Here is a 16,956-nt window from a genome sequence, read left to right as displayed (position 1 = left end):
TCAGCTTCCGGTCAGACTTCCGAGCGATCCGGTCGACGCCGTCTGCGCGCCGAGGGCTATCGAGTGATAGGCCCCGGCCGCGACGGCGGTATATCCGTCTCCGGTCGGGACACCGCCCAGTTGCCCGTTCTCGTTGTTACCCCAGGCAGTGATCGTGCCGTCGGCAGACAGCGCCACCGAATGGCGGAAGCCGCCGGCGATCGCGGTGAACCCGCCGCCGGTCGGAGTACCGGTGCGCTGCCCGTACTCGTTGCTGCCCCAGATCACGATGTGACCGTCGGCGGTCAACGCGAGCGAATGGTCCTCGCCGGCAGCGATCGCGGTGAACCCACCTTCGGTCGGTAGCCCGTCGCGCTGCCCTTCGGCACTCCCGCCCCACATGGTGATGTGACCGTCGGTCGTGAGCGCCAGCGAATGGAAGTTACCGGCGGCGATCGCGGTGAACCCGCCATCGGTCGGGACATCGGTCCGCTGACCGTACTCCTCGCTGCCCCAGTCCACGATTGTTCCTTCAGGAGTCAACGCCAACCCGTGGTACGTACCGGCAGCAATCCTGGTGAACCCACCACGTGCCGGGAGATCGTCCTGTTGCCCGAATTCGGAACTTCCCCACGCAGCAATGTGTCCGTCGGCAGTAAGCGCTACCGCGTGGTCCTCACCCGCCGCGATCGCGGTGAAACCACCACCGGTCGGAACTCCGTCACGCTCTCCCCACGCACTGTGTCCCCACGCGGTGATGTGGCCGTCGGTGGTCAACGCCACCGAATGATGGTCGCCGGCGGCAATCGCGGCGATGCTGCCCCGAGTCGGGACAGCATCGCGCTGATTGTCGTCGGCCCCGCCCCACATGGTGACGCCGCCAGGACTCGTAACGGGAACACCTACCGGCGCGGCGGCGGCACCCGTTGCGGTGGCAAGTGCCAGCACTCCCACACCGACAGCAGCGACGAGCAGTCGAAAGTGCCTACCTGAGAGATTTTTTCGTCGCTTCATTGGGTTCCTTATTCGCAAGTGTCAGGTACTGCGGATCTACGGACAATGACTATCACGTCCGAGGAAGGAAATGTCCGGTTCTCCGTCAGAGCGGACTCGTCGCCTCCCGTCAATGTCGGGAGAACCACAACTGATCTGCGGTTTTTGGGGACGTATCCGGTGGCCCGCGGTCATCGATCACGGCTACCATCGGCGCTCGTGACTCAACCGTGCCCGGATCAGCTGCAGGCGACCTACCTTCCCGAGAACATGGCGTTCGGGTTCTGGGGTGTGCCGGATACAGCCGGGCATCTCGCGGAGTTGGGGCTCCCTACCGGCAGCGCCGCCGTCGCCCGAATGGCTGTACCCGTCGACAGCGTCATCACGCCCGTCGACGTCGATATTCGGACTGTCGAATTCGCCGACGTGGTAACGGCATTGCAGGTTGCGAACGTGGATCAACCAGGTATCGGAGAGTCGGTGCGCGCCTGGAAGCGGGTGATCGGGGGCGGCGAACACGGCACCATGCCACCAGCCGGGCACGCCGCTCTCTACCGCGGCGACACTGTCATCAGAAGTGCTGCCGCGGTGGTGCAGCGTTTCACCCACGCACAGACTCTGGTGGACGCACTCGATCATGCACGGGTTCAAGCGACTTTGCGCCCGTACCAGGTTCTTGGCGTGGAGTGGTTGACGTCGCTGACCGAGACGGGTGGCGGCATACTCGCCGACGAAATGGGTCTGGGTAAAACGCTTCAAGCCATTTCGATGATCGCGATCAGAGCCGCAGACGGCCCGCATCTTGTTGTCTGCCCGACGTCGGTGATCGGAAACTGGCGACGCGAGATCGAGCGGTTTGCGCCGCACCTGAGCCTTCACATTCATCACGGGTCCGGCCGCACACTGCCTGCGGAACTAGGTAAAGGCACCGTGGTACTCACCAGTTACAGCGTCTTACGTTCGGACACAGCCGAACTGGAGACGCCGCAGTGGGCGTCGGCCATCTTCGACGAAGCGCAGCAGATCAAGAATCCGTCGTCGCTGGCCGCCAAAGCTGCAATGCAACTGAATGCCACCGTCAAAGTTGCGATGACCGGCACGCCGGTCGAGAACCGTCTCGAAGAGTTGTGGAGTTTGTTCCACGTCGCCAATCCGGCTGTACTGGGAACTCGTGCACGCTTTCGGCAGCGTTTTGCCGTCCCGATCGAATCCGGCCGCTCGGCGTCCGCCGCATCGAGGTTGGCGACGATCATCGAGCCATACGTGCTGCGCCGAACCAAAGATGCTGTTGCCAAGGATCTTCCGCCGAAGCAGTTCTCGACCGTCGCATGCACCCTCACGTCGGAACAGGCGCGAATCTACCGGGCGGCGGTCGCGGACGCGTTCGATACCGGACTGGGCACCGGAATTGCCCGACGCGGCAACGTCCTTGCACTGCTCACCACTCTCAAGCAGGTATGCAACCACCCCGCTCAGGTCACCGGCGACAGCGAGGATCTCCGTGGCCGTTCCGGAAAGTTCGATCGCGCAACCGAAATGCTTGCAGAGATCGTCGACGACGGTGATCGGGCCCTGGTGTTCACGCAGTACCGCACAATGGGCGAACTACTGTCGAAACACCTCGCGGCCGAACTGGGCATCGCAGACGTTCCTTTTCTCCACGGCGGTCTCAACGTTGCCAGTCGCGACGCCATGGTCGATGCCTTCCAAACCGACGACACGTCCTCGCCCATTCTCATTCTGAGCCTGCGCGCGGCCGGGTTCGGACTCAATCTCACCCGCGCCAGTCACGTCGTTCACTACGACAGGTGGTGGAACCCTGCCGTCGAAGATCAGGCCACCGACCGCGCCCATCGAATCGGCCAGCAGCGCACCGTCAACGTCCACACCCTGGTCACCGGAGGAACCGTCGAAGATCACATCGCCGCCATGCACGAATCCAAAAGAGCTGTAGCCGAGTCGATTTCCGGAAACTCCGAAGGAGCCCTCGCAAACCTTCCCGACAGCGAACTACGTGAACTGCTCGAACTCGACGGCGCGGTGATCATCTGATGGCTACCGAATTCGGAGTGACCGCATGGGGCCGTGTGTGGTTGCGGACGGTTGAGCAAACGTCGACATCCGGACGAAACCCCGCCTTGCCCACCGCACGCACACTGGCCCGCAACGGTGGTGTCACCTTCACGGACATTTCTGCCGGTACGGTTTCCGCCCAGGTCACCGCCAAGGGTAAGACCTCGACTGTTGTTGTCACCGTACCGCTCTGGGACAAGACACAATCCGACACCGCGGCCCGCATGATTCGGGCGCTAGGCACCACGAACCGGTCCGTATCGGCCGGAGAGCTACCGGACAGCGTCGTCGCGGATCTACAGGCGCGCGATATCACTGTGGCCGTGAATCTTTCCGAATGCACGGCCACGTGTGACTGTTCGAGTCGGCGCACGCCCTGCGTTCACCATCTTGCTGCGATCTACGCACTGGCGGGCCGGATCGACGAAGAACCTGCACTAGCCGTCACGCTTCGAACCAAACAGGCGAAAAGGCGGAACTCCGCCGCAAAGAAACCACAGGGAGAGTGGATTCCGTTGCGCGAGATAGACGTCGGGTCGTTCTACAACTGACTCAGTCCGTGCCCAGTGGACTGACTCAGTCCGTGCCGAGCGGATCGATGGTCAGAGCAAGCGAGACGATCAACGCACCCATGACGCCCATGGCCGCCGTGTCGAACTTCTTGCCGCGCACCGCGAGCAGCCCCACGCGATTCTGTGGGAAACACCAGCGGGCAGCTGCACCGATAATGACCGCCACCCCCAAGACCAGCGAACCGCGACGCCACCGGTCGGCCAGGACAAGAACAACCGCGGCTGCGATCACGGCGAGAACCGTGATCATCGGCAAATTCTTCTTCACGAGGCCAACCGGTGAGGTCATGTCGTCAGGCTCCGGCCAGAACTCGCTCGGAGCGCTCCACCACGTTGGTGATCAGGAACGCCCTGGTCAGCGGGCCCACTCCACCGGGATTGGGCGAGACGAAGCCCGCAACGTCGTTGACGTCGGCAGCAACGTCACCACGCAAACCGTCGTCGGTGCGGCTGACTCCGACGTCGAGCACAGCAGCGCCCGGCTTGACCATGTCGGCGGTGATGAGTCCGGGAACGCCGGCGGCCGCAACGACGATGTCTGCACGACGAACCTCAGCAGCCAGATCGCGGGTACCGGTATGGCACAGCGTGACGGTGGCGTTTTCGCTACGACGCGTCAGCAACAGTCCGATAGGGCGGCCGACGGTGACACCGCGGCCGACAACAACGACGTGAGCGCCGGCGATCGGCACCTCGTAGCGGCGAAGCAGGTGCAGGATTCCGCGCGGCGTACACGGCAGCGGAGCTTCCTTGCCGAGAACCAGACGGCCGAGGTTCACCGGGTGCAAGCCGTCGGCATCCTTGTCGGGATCGATGCGCTCGAGCGCCGCGTTCTCGTCGAGGTGCTTGGGCAGCGGCAACTGCACGATGTATCCGGTGCACTCGGGATTGGCGTTGAGTTCGTCGATTGTGGCGTTGAGCTGCTCCTGTGTGATGTCGGCAGGCAGGTCACGGCGCAGGGAGTTGATGCCGACCTTGGCGCAGTCGTTGTGCTTGCCGCGCACGTACGCTGCGGATCCCGGGTCGTCACCAACGAGAATGGTGCCAAGTCCGGGCGTGATACCCGCTGCCTTCAGCGCGTTCACCCGCACCTTCAGGTCTTCGAAAATTTCGTCGCGGGTAGCTTTACCGTCCAGGATCGTTGCAGTCACGGCGACCATTGTTCCAGGTTAGGGTCGATGCGTGACAACGGCTCCGGAACTACGCGGTCCGAGGGTGGATCTTGCACCCGTCGCCGCCGATCATCATGCCCGTCTGCGGGCCATCCATCTGCATCCCGATGTGGCCGAATGGTGGCAGAATCCAGCCGACGACTGGCCTGCCGCTCCGGAGCCCGGCACCATTCGCTACAGCATTTTCCACGACGGGAACCTGATCGGATTCATTCAGTGGTACGCCGACGACGACAACCCGGACTTCCGCCACGCCGGTCTCGATCTCTTTCTCGATCCGGCTGTCCACGGCCGCGGATTCGGTCGTGAGGCGATACGCGTTCTGTGTGCGCACCTGATCGACGATCTGAAGTTCCACCGATTGATCATCGATCCGGAAGTGGAGAACACGGCGGCAATCGCGTGTTATCGATCGGTCGGGTTCAGGGACGTCGGGGTGATGCGCGAGTACTCACGCGATCGTCACGGCGAGTGGAAGGACGGACTGCTCATGGATCTGCTGGCCCGAGAGTTCATTCGCTGACCAACCGAAAGGGCATGCCACCATGTTTTTGGACAAGGTATTCACCGCCACACTGCGCAAAAGTGACGCGAAAGGTGGCTGGACATACGTGATCTGGCCGGAGTCCGCCGAATACTTCCGTACCCGTGGACTGGTCAAGGTGCGCGGAACTATCGACGGGCATCCGTTTCAGAGTTCGTTCATGGCCTTGGGCGACGGCACTCACAAGCTCCCGGTCAAGGCCGACATCCGCACAGCTATCGGCAAGGACGTCGGTGACGTCGTGACGGTTCGGCTCGAGGAACGCCTGGAGCGGTAACTCCCGCTGTTGACCGGTTGCATCTACAGGTCGACAACCAAACCGTGCGCCGACGCGTACGCCACCGCCTGCATCAATTCGATCTTGGCGTTTGCCACGACTGCAGACGTCCACAGACCCGGATCGACGCGCGCGCCGCGCAGGTCCGCGCCGTCGAGTTTGAGTCCACCGGTACGAGCGCCCGACAGATCCGCCGATACCAGAATCGCATCACGCATATCCGTGCGCACGAGATTCGCTTCGCGGAAGCGGCATGACGTGAAGTCGATCCTCCGCAGATCCGCGCCGCCCAACGAGGTGAGCGAGAAGTCCACCTCGTCGAGCGTCAACGGCCGGATGCGACATCCGTCGAACGTCGAGCCCATCAAAGTGCAGTTTCGGAAAGTGCTGTGCCACAGGCTGGTCCGCGCGAAGTTGCACGAACGGAACGCGCTACCGATGTGCTCCGACTCCCCCAGATCTGCGCCGGTGAAGTCACAATTGTCGAAGACCACCGATTCCGTCGTCATGCCAGTCAGGTCTGCGTCACGGAACACACAATTGGTGAACGTGCGCTGGCGCCACACCTTTCCCGGCAATCGAGCATCGGAATAGTCTTCGCCGACTACGTTGTCGGATTCTTCGAGGGGCATGACCTACATACTGCCCCGCACTACCGACAGCAACTCGACCGCCTACTACTCGCAGGCCACGCCGTCGTTGTCACGGTCGAGCTTCGAGGAATAGCCCGGGTCACCGCGGTAGATCGGCGCTGCACCAGCAGCCTTTACCGCTGAGCAGTTCGCGTAATACACCCCGGCATCAGGCACCTTGACCGGCGGCGGAATGTACGCGGGCTCAGTCGTCTTCGGCGGCACGTAGGCGGGAGGCGGTGGAACGTACTGGGTCGTTGTGGTTACTTGCGGAACTAACGGGACTATGGCGAGTGTTGTCGTCGTAGTCGGAGCCACCGTCGTGGTGGTCGCCGGCGCGACGGTCGTGGTTGTGGGCTTGACTGTGGTCGTTGTCGTTGCCTGCGTAGTTGTCGCTGCCACTGTCGTCGAGGAAGTCGCCGCCGGGGTCTTCGACTCTTCGGAGCCTCCCGTCCCTGCCGCAATTCCGATTACCGCAACCCCGGCTGCGGCAACGCCCGCGATCCACGGCCACTTGCGGCGTTTCTGATCGTCCGGTGCGGTGGGATCCTGCCGCGGCGAGCCTGGTGCTCCGAACACCTGCGTCGGGGCGTCGACAATTTTGGGACGGGTTTGAGCCGTCCACTGCTGGCCGTCCCAGTAGCGGTCGATCGTCGGATCGAAGGGGTCGGGATTCCAACCGGCAGGAGTGTTCATTTTGTCCGTTCTGAGAAGAATGCGGCAATCAGATTCCCACAAACTTTGCAGTTTGGTAACTGAATGGGAAAAACCCCGACATCGCGGCCGCCAATGGCATGCGCGGTAGGGTTTTGTGGTGTTCCGAGTCATGTTCCACGAGCCCCGCATTCCACCCAATACCGGTAACGCGATCCGCATGGTCGCGGGAACCGGTTGTGAACTACACCTGGTGGGCCCACTCGGGTTCGACCTGTCCGAACCGAAGCTCAAGCGAGCGGGGTTGGACTACCACGACTTGGCGACCGTGACTGTCCACGAGAACCTAACTGCAGCGTGGGAGGCCGTAACCCCGGCACGGGTGTTTGCCTTCACCGCACATGCAACCGTCCCGTATACCGATATCGCGTACGAACCCGGCGACGTTCTGCTCTTCGGTCCCGAACCGACGGGTTTGTCCGAGGAAGTCCTGGCTGACGAGCACATCACCGAGCGTCTGCGTATCCCGATGCTCCCCGGCCGACGCTCACTCAATCTCTCCAACGCAGCGGCGTTGGTCACCTATGAAGCGTGGCGTCAACACGGATTCAAGGGTGCTGTCTGAGCCTCAGCGCGAGTGAACAGCAGTGTTGGAACCGAGCGCGATGTCGAGGAAATCCCGCGCCGCGCCGCGCAATCCTCGCACCGGATCCCAGACTGCCTGCAATCTGCGGGGCATCCGCAGACCTTCGACGGTGACGGCAACCAATCGGCCGTCGGTGAGATCAGCGGCAACCGCCAAGGACGACAACACGGCCGGCGCGTTGCCCGCAACGACAGCAGCCTTGACGGCAGTGCACGACGTTAGCTCGAGAAGTGGTGGCGCACAATCAGGTACGGCGTTTTCGAGTGTCATTCGAGTCCCGGATCCCGATTCCCGTTGAATGAGCGGTGTGCGGGCCAACTCCTCCACCGGAACGGGAGCGCCGTTAGCCCATTCGTGGTTTGGCGGCACAACAACAACAAGATGGTCACGCGCCACTTCACAGGACGCGAGTGAGCTCGGCACGTCCGGACCTTCGACAAAACCGATGTCGGCTCGGCCGGCCTGAACCTGCGCCGAGACATCGGAAGAATTGTGGAGGCTGACCGAGGCCACGACGCTGGGGAACTTGTGGCGCATGGCTACCGTCCACCCCGGCACGAGGTACTCGGCAATGGTCATACTTGCCGCAACCGTGACAGCCGCGTCACGTTCGCCGCGCAGCGCCGCAACACCGGACGCCATCTCTTCCGCGGTGACAAGTATGTGACTGGCCCATTCGAGAATCAGCCCACCTTCAGCCGTCGGGCGAACACCGGTTGCGGCACGATCGAAGACTTTGATCCCGAGTTGGCGTTCAACCGATCGAACCCGGGCGCTGACCGCCTGTTGACTCAGTCCGTGCTCCCGACCTGCAGCGCCCATGCTTCCCAGGCGGCCCACAGACAGAAGGACGTCGAGGGCGCTGAGTTCCGGGACTCGCGGGGACAGCGACATGCGTTCAGATTAGACCCACAAGCGCCATTTGTGGGCATTCAACAACAGGCCATCTACCGTCGGCAAACCCGACACCGACACACTGGAATGCATGAGCACCGCTACCCCGTCCGCATTTGCCCACATCACCCCGAACTGGTTTGCGGCGGCGATGGGAACGGGAATCGTGTCGGTGGCAGCGGCGTCTCTCCAAAATGAGGTCGCGGCACTACACGTGGTGGCGGATCTCTTCTGGTTCCTCGCCGCAGCCATCCTGATCGCTTTGATCGGCGCGTTTGCCGCGCATTGGATCACCCACCGCGATCTCGCACTCGCCTACCTCCGTAGCCCCGCGATGTTCCCGTTCTACGGCGCGGTGGCAATGGCCCTGGTGACAGTCGGGTCCGCGACCGGCGTCACGGGCGCCAACTATCTCGGCCACAGCGCGGCGGTGACAATCTCGATAACTCTCTGGGTGCTGGGCACAACCCTGGGCTTGTGCACTTATGTCGTCATGATGGTCCGTCTGGTCCGCGACGCCGGCATGGCGACGGCCATGCCGTTCTGGCTCATGCCCGTCGTACCGCCGATGGTTTCCGCGACGACAGGAGCGGCGGTGACAACACACCTGACTGAAGGTGCACTCCGCACGTCGGTTCTCGTGTTCTGTTACGTGATGTTCGCGCTGGCGCTCTCGGCCGCACTGATCATCGCCACAGCCGTCGCTCGGCAGTTCGCCGACAACCGTGCTCGCGGCGTCGACGCAATTCCGTTCAATGCCATTCCGTCACTGTGGATCCCGCTCGGCGTGATCGGCCAGTCGATCGGCGCCGCCAATCTCCTGGCCGACGCAGCGCGCCACGCCGTCGCCGCAGACACCGCCGACGCCCTGCACACCTTCGGGCTTGTGTACGGCACCGTAGTCGGCGCACTCGGCGTGGTGGCGTTCATCGCCGTCACGACAGTCACGATCCGAGCCCTGCGAGGCGGGTTGTCGTTCTCGCTCGGCTGGTGGAGCTTCACCTTCCCGATCGGGGCCTGTGCCGTCGGCGCCAACGCTTTTGGTATCGCCACCGGTTCACAACTGATCCTCGCGGTTGCCGCTGCGCTGCTGCTTGCGCTCATCCCGATCTGGGCCACAGTGGCAGCGCGCACCGTGAACTCCATCCGTAGCGGAGCGTTGCCCGCGCCCGCTTAGACGGCTCCGGTTTCGACCTCGCGCCCGGACTGGTGCCACTCCATCGTTCCGCCACGTACGGAAACAGCGTTGATGCCGCGGCCCTGGAGGTACTCGGCAACCTGGAGACTGCGGCCACCGACTGCGCAGATCACGTACACCGTCTCGGCATCGGGGATCTCGCCCATGCGCGAGACGAACTCGCTCATCGGGATCAGTACGGCACCGGGGACACGCACCTGGGCGAACTCGTCTGCCTCCCGCACATCGATCAACGGCTCACCTGTCGCCAGTGCCGCTTCCAGTGCAGTGATATCGACTTCCAACATTGTGCGCAGTCCTACTCTCGTATCGGCCGTTGCCGGCTTTCCTCGGTAACCTAGCTCTGCCGTAACGGTACGCGGGTGCCTCCGGCAGCGGACGCGACGACCTGGCCGAACCACGAGTTCGATAAAGTGAACCCATGATTGCCGGGCGAAGCTGAACTGATCACGCGATGAATCGCCGCACCTTCCTCGTCTCGGCTGCTGCGCTGGTCACCATCGGCGGAACTGTTGTCGCGTCAGCCGATTCCACCCGAATCCGTCCCCGGCGCGCCTTGGTCTACCGCGGGCCGGCATCATCACCCGGTTGTCCCGAGGCGGTTGGTCGGTTACTCGAATCCTCGTCCGATCCGTACGACGTGACGTTCTGCGGTCCGGACGAAGATGTTCCGTTGACGACAGCAGCGTTGGCGAGTGCATCGCTCTATGCACAACCCGGCGGCGGGGAACTTACGGCGGCATGGGTCCACATGGAACAACATGCGGAGTCGATCCGGGAGTGGGTCCGAACCGGCGGACACTATCTCGGCTTCTGCCTTGGCGGCTACTTGGCCGGGGCCACACCGGGTTTCGGACTGCTGCCGGGAGACACCGCTCGATATATCTCGTCCCGCAAGTCCGAGATCGACACAACAGGAAACACGATCGTGAACGTCACCTGGCGCGAGGAGGAACGCACGATGTTCTTCCAGGACGGCCCTATCTTCGTACTGCGCGAGGATGCCCCGGTGGAGGTCTTGGCGCGCTACCGCAACGGGAAGATCGCAGCCGTGGTCAGCGACTTCGGCCTCGGACGCGTCGGCGTTGTCGGACCACACCCGGAAGCCGAGCGGTCCTGGTACACACGCGGTCTCACCAATCCGGACGGAATCCGATTCGACCTGGGCCACGACCTCGTCGACACGGTCAGGCGTGGTGCGCCGGAGCAGTTGTGGACGCCCTCTCCGTAACAGCCCGCTTGCTTCGATTTGCCACCATCGTCACAAACGCTTCCAACGGTCCACGCCCGGTAGTCAACTTCACAAAAAGTCCGATGGCAAAAGCGGCCAGAACCTGCAGGATGTACCCCGTCCACGCGCCGTACGTGTCGTAGTTCGAATTGATGAACCAGATGTGAAGCACATACAGCGTCAAGGTCATCGATCCGGCGGCAGCCAAGGGCACCATCACGACCTTGACCAACGTATCCAGTTTTGTCCCCGCCAGGTGGCCGAGAAACAGCATCGCCCCGATCACGGCCATTGACGACCCTATCGTCCCCAACAGGTCCAACGGCGTACTGCTGTGCGGGCCGTCGACGGCAAGCCACCACCACGTCGAACCGAACACCGAACCGTCGGCGCCGTAGGCGATGATGTCGAGAATTTCCTCGCGCGACAATTCGCTGCCCGCCATGAGGTGTTCCAGCCCGCCGAGATGAAAGATCAAGACCTCGGACAGAATTCGCGTGCCGACTGCAAGTGCAGCGCCGAACACCAACAAGCAACCGGCCACGTTCGCAGATGTCAGCTTCAACCGGCCGATGACGATACCGGCACAGATGTACGCAGTCCACGGAAGAGCCGGGAACTCCCCGTTCAACAGCAGTTCGACGGTCCATCCGAGTGGATTCTCGATAATGCCGACCAACGTCGGGTTGTCCAAGCTCGGTGCGGGGAGCGATGTCCCGAAAAATTCGATGACGGCCGGCACGACAAGTGCGATCAGCAGGCCGAGCGCTGCAACTGCACGGGTAGGCAAGAAGACAAGCGGAATAGCGATAAGGAAAAGGATCGCGTAGTACGGCAGGATCACCACGGCGAGCTCCGCGTGCGTGTATCCCATGATCAATCCGATGACGCCGACCACCGCTGCACGCGCTGCCAGTGACGCTGCTGTGGCACCGCGATCACCGCGTTCCACCCGCGCGCGCCCGGTCGTGAAGGCAATTCCCACACCGGCCAGGACTGCGAACAACGCAGACGATCGCCCTGCCGAAATGCCGTAGGACAGCGTGGGCGATCCGTCGTCGCTCACGGCGATCAGTGAGTGGACGGCCATCATGCCAAGCAGGGCAATACCGCGGGCGGCGTCGATCCCGAGAAGTCGCTGTTTTTCCACTACCGGGATCTGCTCCGTCGGCGCGAGCGGACTGGCTGTCATCGGGTCATCACTGCGTTGATCAAGCGGTACCCCAGGTCGGTGGCGAGGTGCTCGGGTGCCCGCAAACCGTCACCCTGATACCAGGATTCGTCGGCTTCAGGATGCGGCCCGACTACCCCGACCCGACCTTTGCCGTAGTCGATCTTCAAAGCCGCGATACTTCCGTTCTGATACCGCGCGAGAATCGCTGCCTCGGAATCGTAGTAATCCCGGTAATGCCGGTCGAGTGAGAAGTACGGTCCGTCCTGGAAGTACATTTCCTCGATCTGGCCGCTCCAATCCACCTCGAGTACAGCACCTTTTGTGTCGTGCACTTCGGCGTTCTGCAACGCGACGTACTGGTCTGCATCACCGGGAAACAGTTCGAACCCGGGGCTGCGGCCCGCGAGGTAACCACCGAGGCAGAATCCCAAGTACCGTCCACCGGATCGGACGAATTGCTGAATCGCCGGAACATGGCGGCGCAGGTGCGTGAACGCCCTGTCCAGGTCACCGCCGCCGGGTTGTGCGTACAGCGCCGCCGAATGGAGCGTGGAATCGTCGATCTGCAACTCCTCGTCCGGTCCGACGAAGCGCACGTCGAAGTTCCAGGCGCTCGACGACAACAGATCTGCGACGGCTTCCGGGCACCCCGGTAACGACGCGGGGCCGCGGTACACGAGCGCCCGCGGGTGCGGCCGCGTGCTGTAGGTCGTGCTTCGACGGGTCTTGTTCTGAGACAGCGATACCCATTTCATGCGGACACTCCTTGCGCGACGACGATGTCGGTGACAGCTTGGTCGGTGACAGCTTTCTCGAGGACAGCTTTCTCGAGGAGAACAGTCGAGCTGTCGTCGGCGCGAATCCCCTCAGCGGGAATTCCGCGCCAACTCGTCCGCGCCGGAAGCTCTTCGCCCTTCATGAGCAACGACAGCGGACTGAGTGAGGCTTCCTCGCCGACAACCGTGTCGTAGAGGATGATCGATCGTGTCCCGATGCTGGCGCCATCGCCGATGGTGATCGTGGACATCTTCATGACACGGTCCTCGAACAGGTGTGTCTGCAGCGACGACTCGGTTCCGATAGTGGCGTCGTCGCCGACGTGGACGAGATCGAATTCGGTGAGATAGGTGGTTCCGAACCACACTCGCTTGCCGATTGTCGTGCCGAACCAGCGCAGCACCATCGGCAGGAACGGGGTACCGACCAGCATCCCGACGCCAATCGGGACGGCAGCACTTTCGTAGAGCCCGGTCGCAAATTCGGACCGTCGGACGAACTTACTCCACAGCGGCTCAACCCGAGGTTCGTAGCGACCCACAGTATTTCGCTTCACCGCCGCGCAGAATCCGATCACCGCAAGGCTCGACGCCATCGCGACCAGCGGCGCAACGAGGGCCGGAACGGGAAGTGCTCGCCCGAATGCCAAGGAGGACAAGACCAACAGATAGAGGTAGAAGCTCACGCCGAGAACTGTGGGTGGCAAGGTGGCGCGAAAGAACTCGATCACGTAGCGGTCACGCACTACATCCTGCGGCGGCGTATAGATGAGCGCGTCGTCGTAATCTCCGCTGTCCTGACGGTTCGGCAGGTAGATAGCGGGCGAACCGAGCCACGACGTGCCTTCCGGAACACCGTTCACAGGCGGCACCGTCGCGACACCGATCAACGCATTGTCGCCGATCTCCATACCCGACGGGATAACCGCGGCATTACCGATGAAGGTGCGTTCGCCGATTCGAGTGGGCTGGAACATGATCCGGCCGTTTGCGAAGCTCGCACTTCCCACGCTGGCCATGTCGGCGATGAAGCTGTCCTTGCCGACGGTGAGCATGTCCGGGTCGATATGCGACACGGTGGAGACTTCTGCTCCGCGACCGATGTCCGCCCCGAGCAACCGCAACCACGGCGCGGTGTACAGCGTTGCGTACAGCGAGTTCGTGAACAGCAAACTGAACTCGAGCAACTTGTCGACCATCCACTTGCGGATACCAAGACCCGAGCGAACAGGATGCATTCCGGCAGGCGCGTTGCGAAGAACGAGTCGTTTGTTCACTGCAACAAAAACACAGACAGTGATCACGAAAATCGGTCCGGTAAACAACGTCGCCACCAGTCCCGCCAAAACACCCCAAGCCAGGAGGGCGCCCCAGACCAGTGCGATACCGGGAACCATCAGGGCGATGGCACCCACTTCGAGTGCCGTCAGACCGGCGAGTGCTGCCAGGATATGACGCACTTTCCAACGGGCACGGACACTTTCGGCTCGCATCATGGTTTCGACCGCCGGATCCAAGAACTCGGTCGGCACTGCCGGCGATCCTGCCCACCTGGCCTCCTGCGGCACGATGTGCCCGGACGGAAGCAGCGACTGATCACCGAGTGCGGCGCGCACCCCGACGGTCGATCCAGGTTCGAGCACCACGTTTGCACCGACAAATGCACCTGATTCGATGACGATCTTCCCCACCGTCACCGAACCGGATTCGACGCGCCACGGCCGGATGGTCGCGCCGTAACCGATCGACGCCCCGTCACCGATCTCGACCAGTGTCGGCAACGAGATCGAGGACGTCGCGATGGTAGTGCGATGCCCGACGCGCGCACCGAGAATGCGGAGATAGATCGACATCAACGGCGATCCGCTGACCACGGGCAAAGCACCGACCGCGAGGAGCAGGTCTAGTGTCCACAGCCGCAGATACGTCGGACCCCACAGTTTGTATCGCCCAGGCTTGATTCCTGCGGCAAGTGGGCGCGCACTGATGACCGGCAGGAACCAGCGCACGCAGAGATACGTGAGCATGATGGCTGCCAACATCTCGAACAGAACCGGCACCGACACAAAACCGTCGTTCTTCGTGTAGACGTACGAGACGGGAAGCGTCGTGATCAGCAGGAACACATAGATCACTGCCAACTGGATGCCCCCGGCGCGAGCCACTTCCGTATCCGTGTGTTTGACAGCAACATTCGGGGCAATCGGATGCTGGGAGCCCACTGCTGCCAGCGCGTGCGTGATCGAGCGAACAGTGGGATGGCTGTACAGATCTCGGATCGAGGGAGTTGCGCCGATGCCACTTTCGCGCAGGGCAGAGATAACCGTTGCTGCCAGCAGCGAATGGCCACCAAGATCTTCGAAGAAGTTCGCTTCGACCGACATCTCGTCTGCGGGTATGCCGAACGCCCGCGCCCAAATATCGCGAACCGCTACTTCCTGCTCGTTCCGGGGTTCGACTACCGGGCCTGTCGGAGCCGAGAAACGTCGCCGGGTCGGTTCCGGGAGCTTCGATCGATCTACTTTGCCGCTGGGCATCACGGGCAATGCGGGGATGAAGTCGACAAACGCCGGCGCCATGTACGCCGGAAGTCGTTGCGACACAGCCTTCGCGAGTTCCCCGACCAGGTACTCGTCCTCGATCGGGTCGACCAGCACCATGTACGCGCACAGTTCCGACGGCGTCTCGTTTTCCGACGCGGCGACCAGCGCCACTACGGCCTCCGACACCGACGGGTGTTCCAGGAGAACACTTTCGATCTCACCGAGATCAACTCGGTGACCACGAATCTTGACCTCGGCGTCGGCGCGGCCCAGATATTCGATCTCACCGTCGGACGTCCAGCGTCCGAGATCGCCGGTCCGGTAGAGCTTCTGGCCCGCCGGCACGGAAAAGTGATCGATGAATTTGTCGGCGGTCAGGTCGGGGCGTCCGACATAACCACGCGCAACACCGCGTCCGCCGATGCAGATTTCGCCCACCTCACCGTGGGGTACCAGCCCGCGAGCTTCGTCGAGAATGACGACGGAGTACGTCGGGAGTGGGCGACCGATCGTCACCGTCCGACCTGGCAGGAGTTCACCCCACGTTGCAGTGACCGTTGCCTCGGTGGGCCCGTACGTGTTGAGGATCTTGCGGCCCGGACGCGCCCACCGTTCCACCAGCTCACGCGGGCACGCTTCACCGCCGACCAGCAGATTTCGAATCTTGGGCAGATCGCGCGGGATCGTGGCGAGCAGAGTCGGTACGCAGTACAGCGTCGTAATGGCGCGTTCTTCGAGGAAATCCGCCAACTCGCCGCCAAGTCGCCGACTGTCCGTCGGTCCGGCGACGATGGTTGCGCCGCGGGCCCAGGTGGGCCAGATTTCCTCGATCGAGAAGTCGAAGGAAATCGTCATACCCTGGTAGACACGATCATTCGGCCGAACATCGTAGACGTCGGGAACCACGTCGAGAAAGTTGCAGATACTCGACTGGGCAACTTCGACGCCTTTGGGTCGACCACTCGAACCAGACGTGTACAGGATGTAGCAGGCCGGGTCAGGGTCCGACGCAAGGTCCAGGACGGGCCGATGCTGCGGCTGGAAGTTCAACACCGCCACGTTCGTGTCGAGGGTGAGCCGCGCAACGTTGCATTCCTCGGCGTTCGGCTCCAACTCTGTAGAGGTCAGCACAAGCTGAACTCCGGCGTCTTCGACCACGTACGCAACCCGATCGGACGGTGCACCTGGATCGATCGGCACAAAGGTGGCGCCGGCTTTGAGCACGCCCAATAGGCTTACGTAGGTATCTACCGAGCGGTTCAGGAAGATCGCAACGCGTGAGCCAACCCCGATACCCTCACCGATCAACATGTGCGCCAACTGATTCGATCGGTCTTCGAGTTGGCGGTAGGTGATCGCAAATCCATCGCACTCGAGCGCGATCGCGCCCGGAACCGAGTCCGCACTTGCTTCGAAGACGTGATTCAGGCGGCGAGGCCGTGTAGGCCGAACCATAGGCCGAGCGCCGTGCGTGGTCCCCAACCCGGACCAGGCGTCAGCCCACAGGCCCTTGTGTTCCGACATGATTTCCCTCCGCGGGATGAATCCCGCCCCTTCGCACCGTGTTCCGGCTTCCCCAGTCCGGAACCCGGCCCTGT

The 16,956-nt window shown here is 62.6% G+C and carries 17 protein-coding genes; 7 read left to right on the top strand and 10 right to left on the bottom strand.

Annotated elements, in window-relative coordinates; translation table 11 throughout:
- The gene (locus tag RG2_RS05320) at positions 1-993 is read right to left on the bottom strand and encodes an RCC1 domain-containing protein (RefSeq protein ID WP_033231286.1); all 993 of its coding nucleotides are present in this window, start codon (positions 991-993) and stop codon (positions 1-3) included.
- 198 nt (positions 994-1,191) lie between these two features.
- On the opposite strand from RG2_RS05320, the gene RG2_RS05315 reads away from it, so the two are divergent.
- Both RG2_RS05315 and RG2_RS05310 read left to right on the top strand, forming a co-directional pair.
- Positions 1,192-3,024, top strand: coding sequence for a DEAD/DEAH box helicase (locus RG2_RS05315; protein WP_230589970.1), 1,833 nt, complete (start codon positions 1,192-1,194; stop codon positions 3,022-3,024).
- Positions 3,024-3,596: an SWIM zinc finger family protein gene (locus tag RG2_RS05310; protein ID WP_033231288.1), complete on the top strand. Its 573-nt coding sequence runs from the start codon at positions 3,024-3,026 to the stop codon at positions 3,594-3,596. Before RG2_RS05315 ends, RG2_RS05310 begins: the two co-directional genes overlap by 1 nt.
- A gap of 25 nt (positions 3,597-3,621) precedes the next feature.
- Here the strand turns inward: RG2_RS05310 and RG2_RS05305 are convergent, their stop codons facing one another.
- The gene (locus tag RG2_RS05305; RefSeq protein ID WP_033231289.1) at positions 3,622-3,906 is read right to left on the bottom strand and encodes a DUF3017 domain-containing protein; all 285 of its coding nucleotides are present in this window, start codon (positions 3,904-3,906) and stop codon (positions 3,622-3,624) included.
- A gap of 4 nt (positions 3,907-3,910) precedes the next feature.
- Positions 3,911-4,768 (bottom strand): bifunctional methylenetetrahydrofolate dehydrogenase/methenyltetrahydrofolate cyclohydrolase, encoded by an 858-nt coding sequence (locus RG2_RS05300; protein WP_172936014.1) that lies wholly within the window; start codon positions 4,766-4,768, stop codon positions 3,911-3,913.
- Between the two features lie 64 nt (positions 4,769-4,832).
- On the opposite strand from RG2_RS05300, the gene RG2_RS05295 reads away from it, so the two are divergent.
- The gene (locus RG2_RS05295) at positions 4,833-5,312 is read left to right on the top strand and encodes a GNAT family N-acetyltransferase (RefSeq protein WP_033231291.1); all 480 of its coding nucleotides are present in this window, start codon (positions 4,833-4,835) and stop codon (positions 5,310-5,312) included.
- 22 nt (positions 5,313-5,334) lie between these two features.
- A complete protein-coding gene (locus RG2_RS05290; protein WP_033231292.1) occupies positions 5,335-5,610 on the top strand; it encodes a DUF1905 domain-containing protein in 276 nt (91 codons plus the stop codon).
- A gap of 23 nt (positions 5,611-5,633) precedes the next feature.
- Here the strand turns inward: RG2_RS05290 and RG2_RS05285 are convergent, their stop codons facing one another.
- The gene (locus RG2_RS05285) at positions 5,634-6,242 is read right to left on the bottom strand and encodes a pentapeptide repeat-containing protein (protein WP_033231293.1); all 609 of its coding nucleotides are present in this window, start codon (positions 6,240-6,242) and stop codon (positions 5,634-5,636) included.
- A gap of 45 nt (positions 6,243-6,287) precedes the next feature.
- A complete protein-coding gene (locus RG2_RS05280; RefSeq protein WP_033231294.1) occupies positions 6,288-6,938 on the bottom strand; it encodes an excalibur calcium-binding domain-containing protein in 651 nt (216 codons plus the stop codon).
- Between the two features lie 118 nt (positions 6,939-7,056).
- Between RG2_RS05280 and RG2_RS05275 the strand changes: the two genes are divergently transcribed.
- Complete coding sequence (locus RG2_RS05275; protein ID WP_033231525.1) at positions 7,057-7,521, top strand: tRNA (cytidine(34)-2'-O)-methyltransferase; 465 nt, start codon at positions 7,057-7,059, stop codon at positions 7,519-7,521.
- Positions 7,522-7,524: 3 nt separating this feature from the next.
- Here the strand turns inward: RG2_RS05275 and RG2_RS05270 are convergent, their stop codons facing one another.
- Positions 7,525-8,436 (bottom strand): LysR family transcriptional regulator, encoded by a 912-nt coding sequence (locus RG2_RS05270; RefSeq protein ID WP_033231295.1) that lies wholly within the window; start codon positions 8,434-8,436, stop codon positions 7,525-7,527.
- A gap of 91 nt (positions 8,437-8,527) precedes the next feature.
- Here RG2_RS05270 and RG2_RS05265 point away from each other — a divergent pair, with 91 nt between their 5' ends.
- Positions 8,528-9,613: a TDT family transporter gene (locus tag RG2_RS05265; protein ID WP_033231526.1), complete on the top strand. Its 1,086-nt coding sequence runs from the start codon at positions 8,528-8,530 to the stop codon at positions 9,611-9,613.
- Here RG2_RS05265 and RG2_RS05260 read toward each other — a convergent pair.
- On the bottom strand, positions 9,610-9,921 hold the full coding sequence (locus RG2_RS05260; protein ID WP_033231296.1) for a rhodanese-like domain-containing protein: 312 nt from the start codon (positions 9,919-9,921) through the stop codon (positions 9,610-9,612). The genes RG2_RS05265 and RG2_RS05260 overlap by 4 nt on opposite strands.
- Positions 9,922-10,088: 167 nt before the next feature.
- Here RG2_RS05260 and RG2_RS05255 point away from each other — a divergent pair, with 167 nt between their 5' ends.
- On the top strand, positions 10,089-10,865 hold the full coding sequence (locus RG2_RS05255) for a BPL-N domain-containing protein (protein WP_072782323.1): 777 nt from the start codon (positions 10,089-10,091) through the stop codon (positions 10,863-10,865).
- Here the strand turns inward: RG2_RS05255 and RG2_RS05250 are convergent.
- Genes RG2_RS05250 through RG2_RS05240 form a run of 3 tightly spaced genes read right to left on the bottom strand, consistent with a single transcriptional unit; the run spans position 10,822 to position 16,882 of the window.
- Positions 10,822-12,057 carry a heparan-alpha-glucosaminide N-acetyltransferase domain-containing protein gene (locus RG2_RS05250; RefSeq protein WP_051730214.1) on the bottom strand — a complete coding sequence of 412 codons (1,236 nt, stop codon included), beginning with the start codon at positions 12,055-12,057 and terminating at the stop codon, positions 10,822-10,824. The genes RG2_RS05255 and RG2_RS05250 overlap by 44 nt on opposite strands.
- Positions 12,054-12,794 carry a BPL-N domain-containing protein gene (locus RG2_RS05245; RefSeq protein ID WP_080711574.1) on the bottom strand — a complete coding sequence of 247 codons (741 nt, stop codon included), beginning with the start codon at positions 12,792-12,794 and terminating at the stop codon, positions 12,054-12,056. Before RG2_RS05245 ends, RG2_RS05250 begins: the two co-directional genes overlap by 4 nt.
- On the bottom strand, positions 12,791-16,882 hold the full coding sequence (locus RG2_RS05240; RefSeq protein ID WP_072782321.1) for a Pls/PosA family non-ribosomal peptide synthetase: 4,092 nt from the start codon (positions 16,880-16,882) through the stop codon (positions 12,791-12,793). Before RG2_RS05240 ends, RG2_RS05245 begins: the two co-directional genes overlap by 4 nt.
- Between the last annotated feature and the right edge of the window lie 74 nt (positions 16,883-16,956).

Origin of the sequence: Rhodococcus globerulus NBRC 14531, assembly GCF_001894805.1 — a bacterium.
Taxonomy (GTDB): Bacteria; Actinomycetota; Actinomycetes; order Mycobacteriales; family Mycobacteriaceae; genus Rhodococcus_F; species Rhodococcus_F globerula.
The sequence above is the reverse complement of the archived record's forward strand: the minus strand, read 5'-3'. Positions and strand labels throughout refer to the sequence as shown.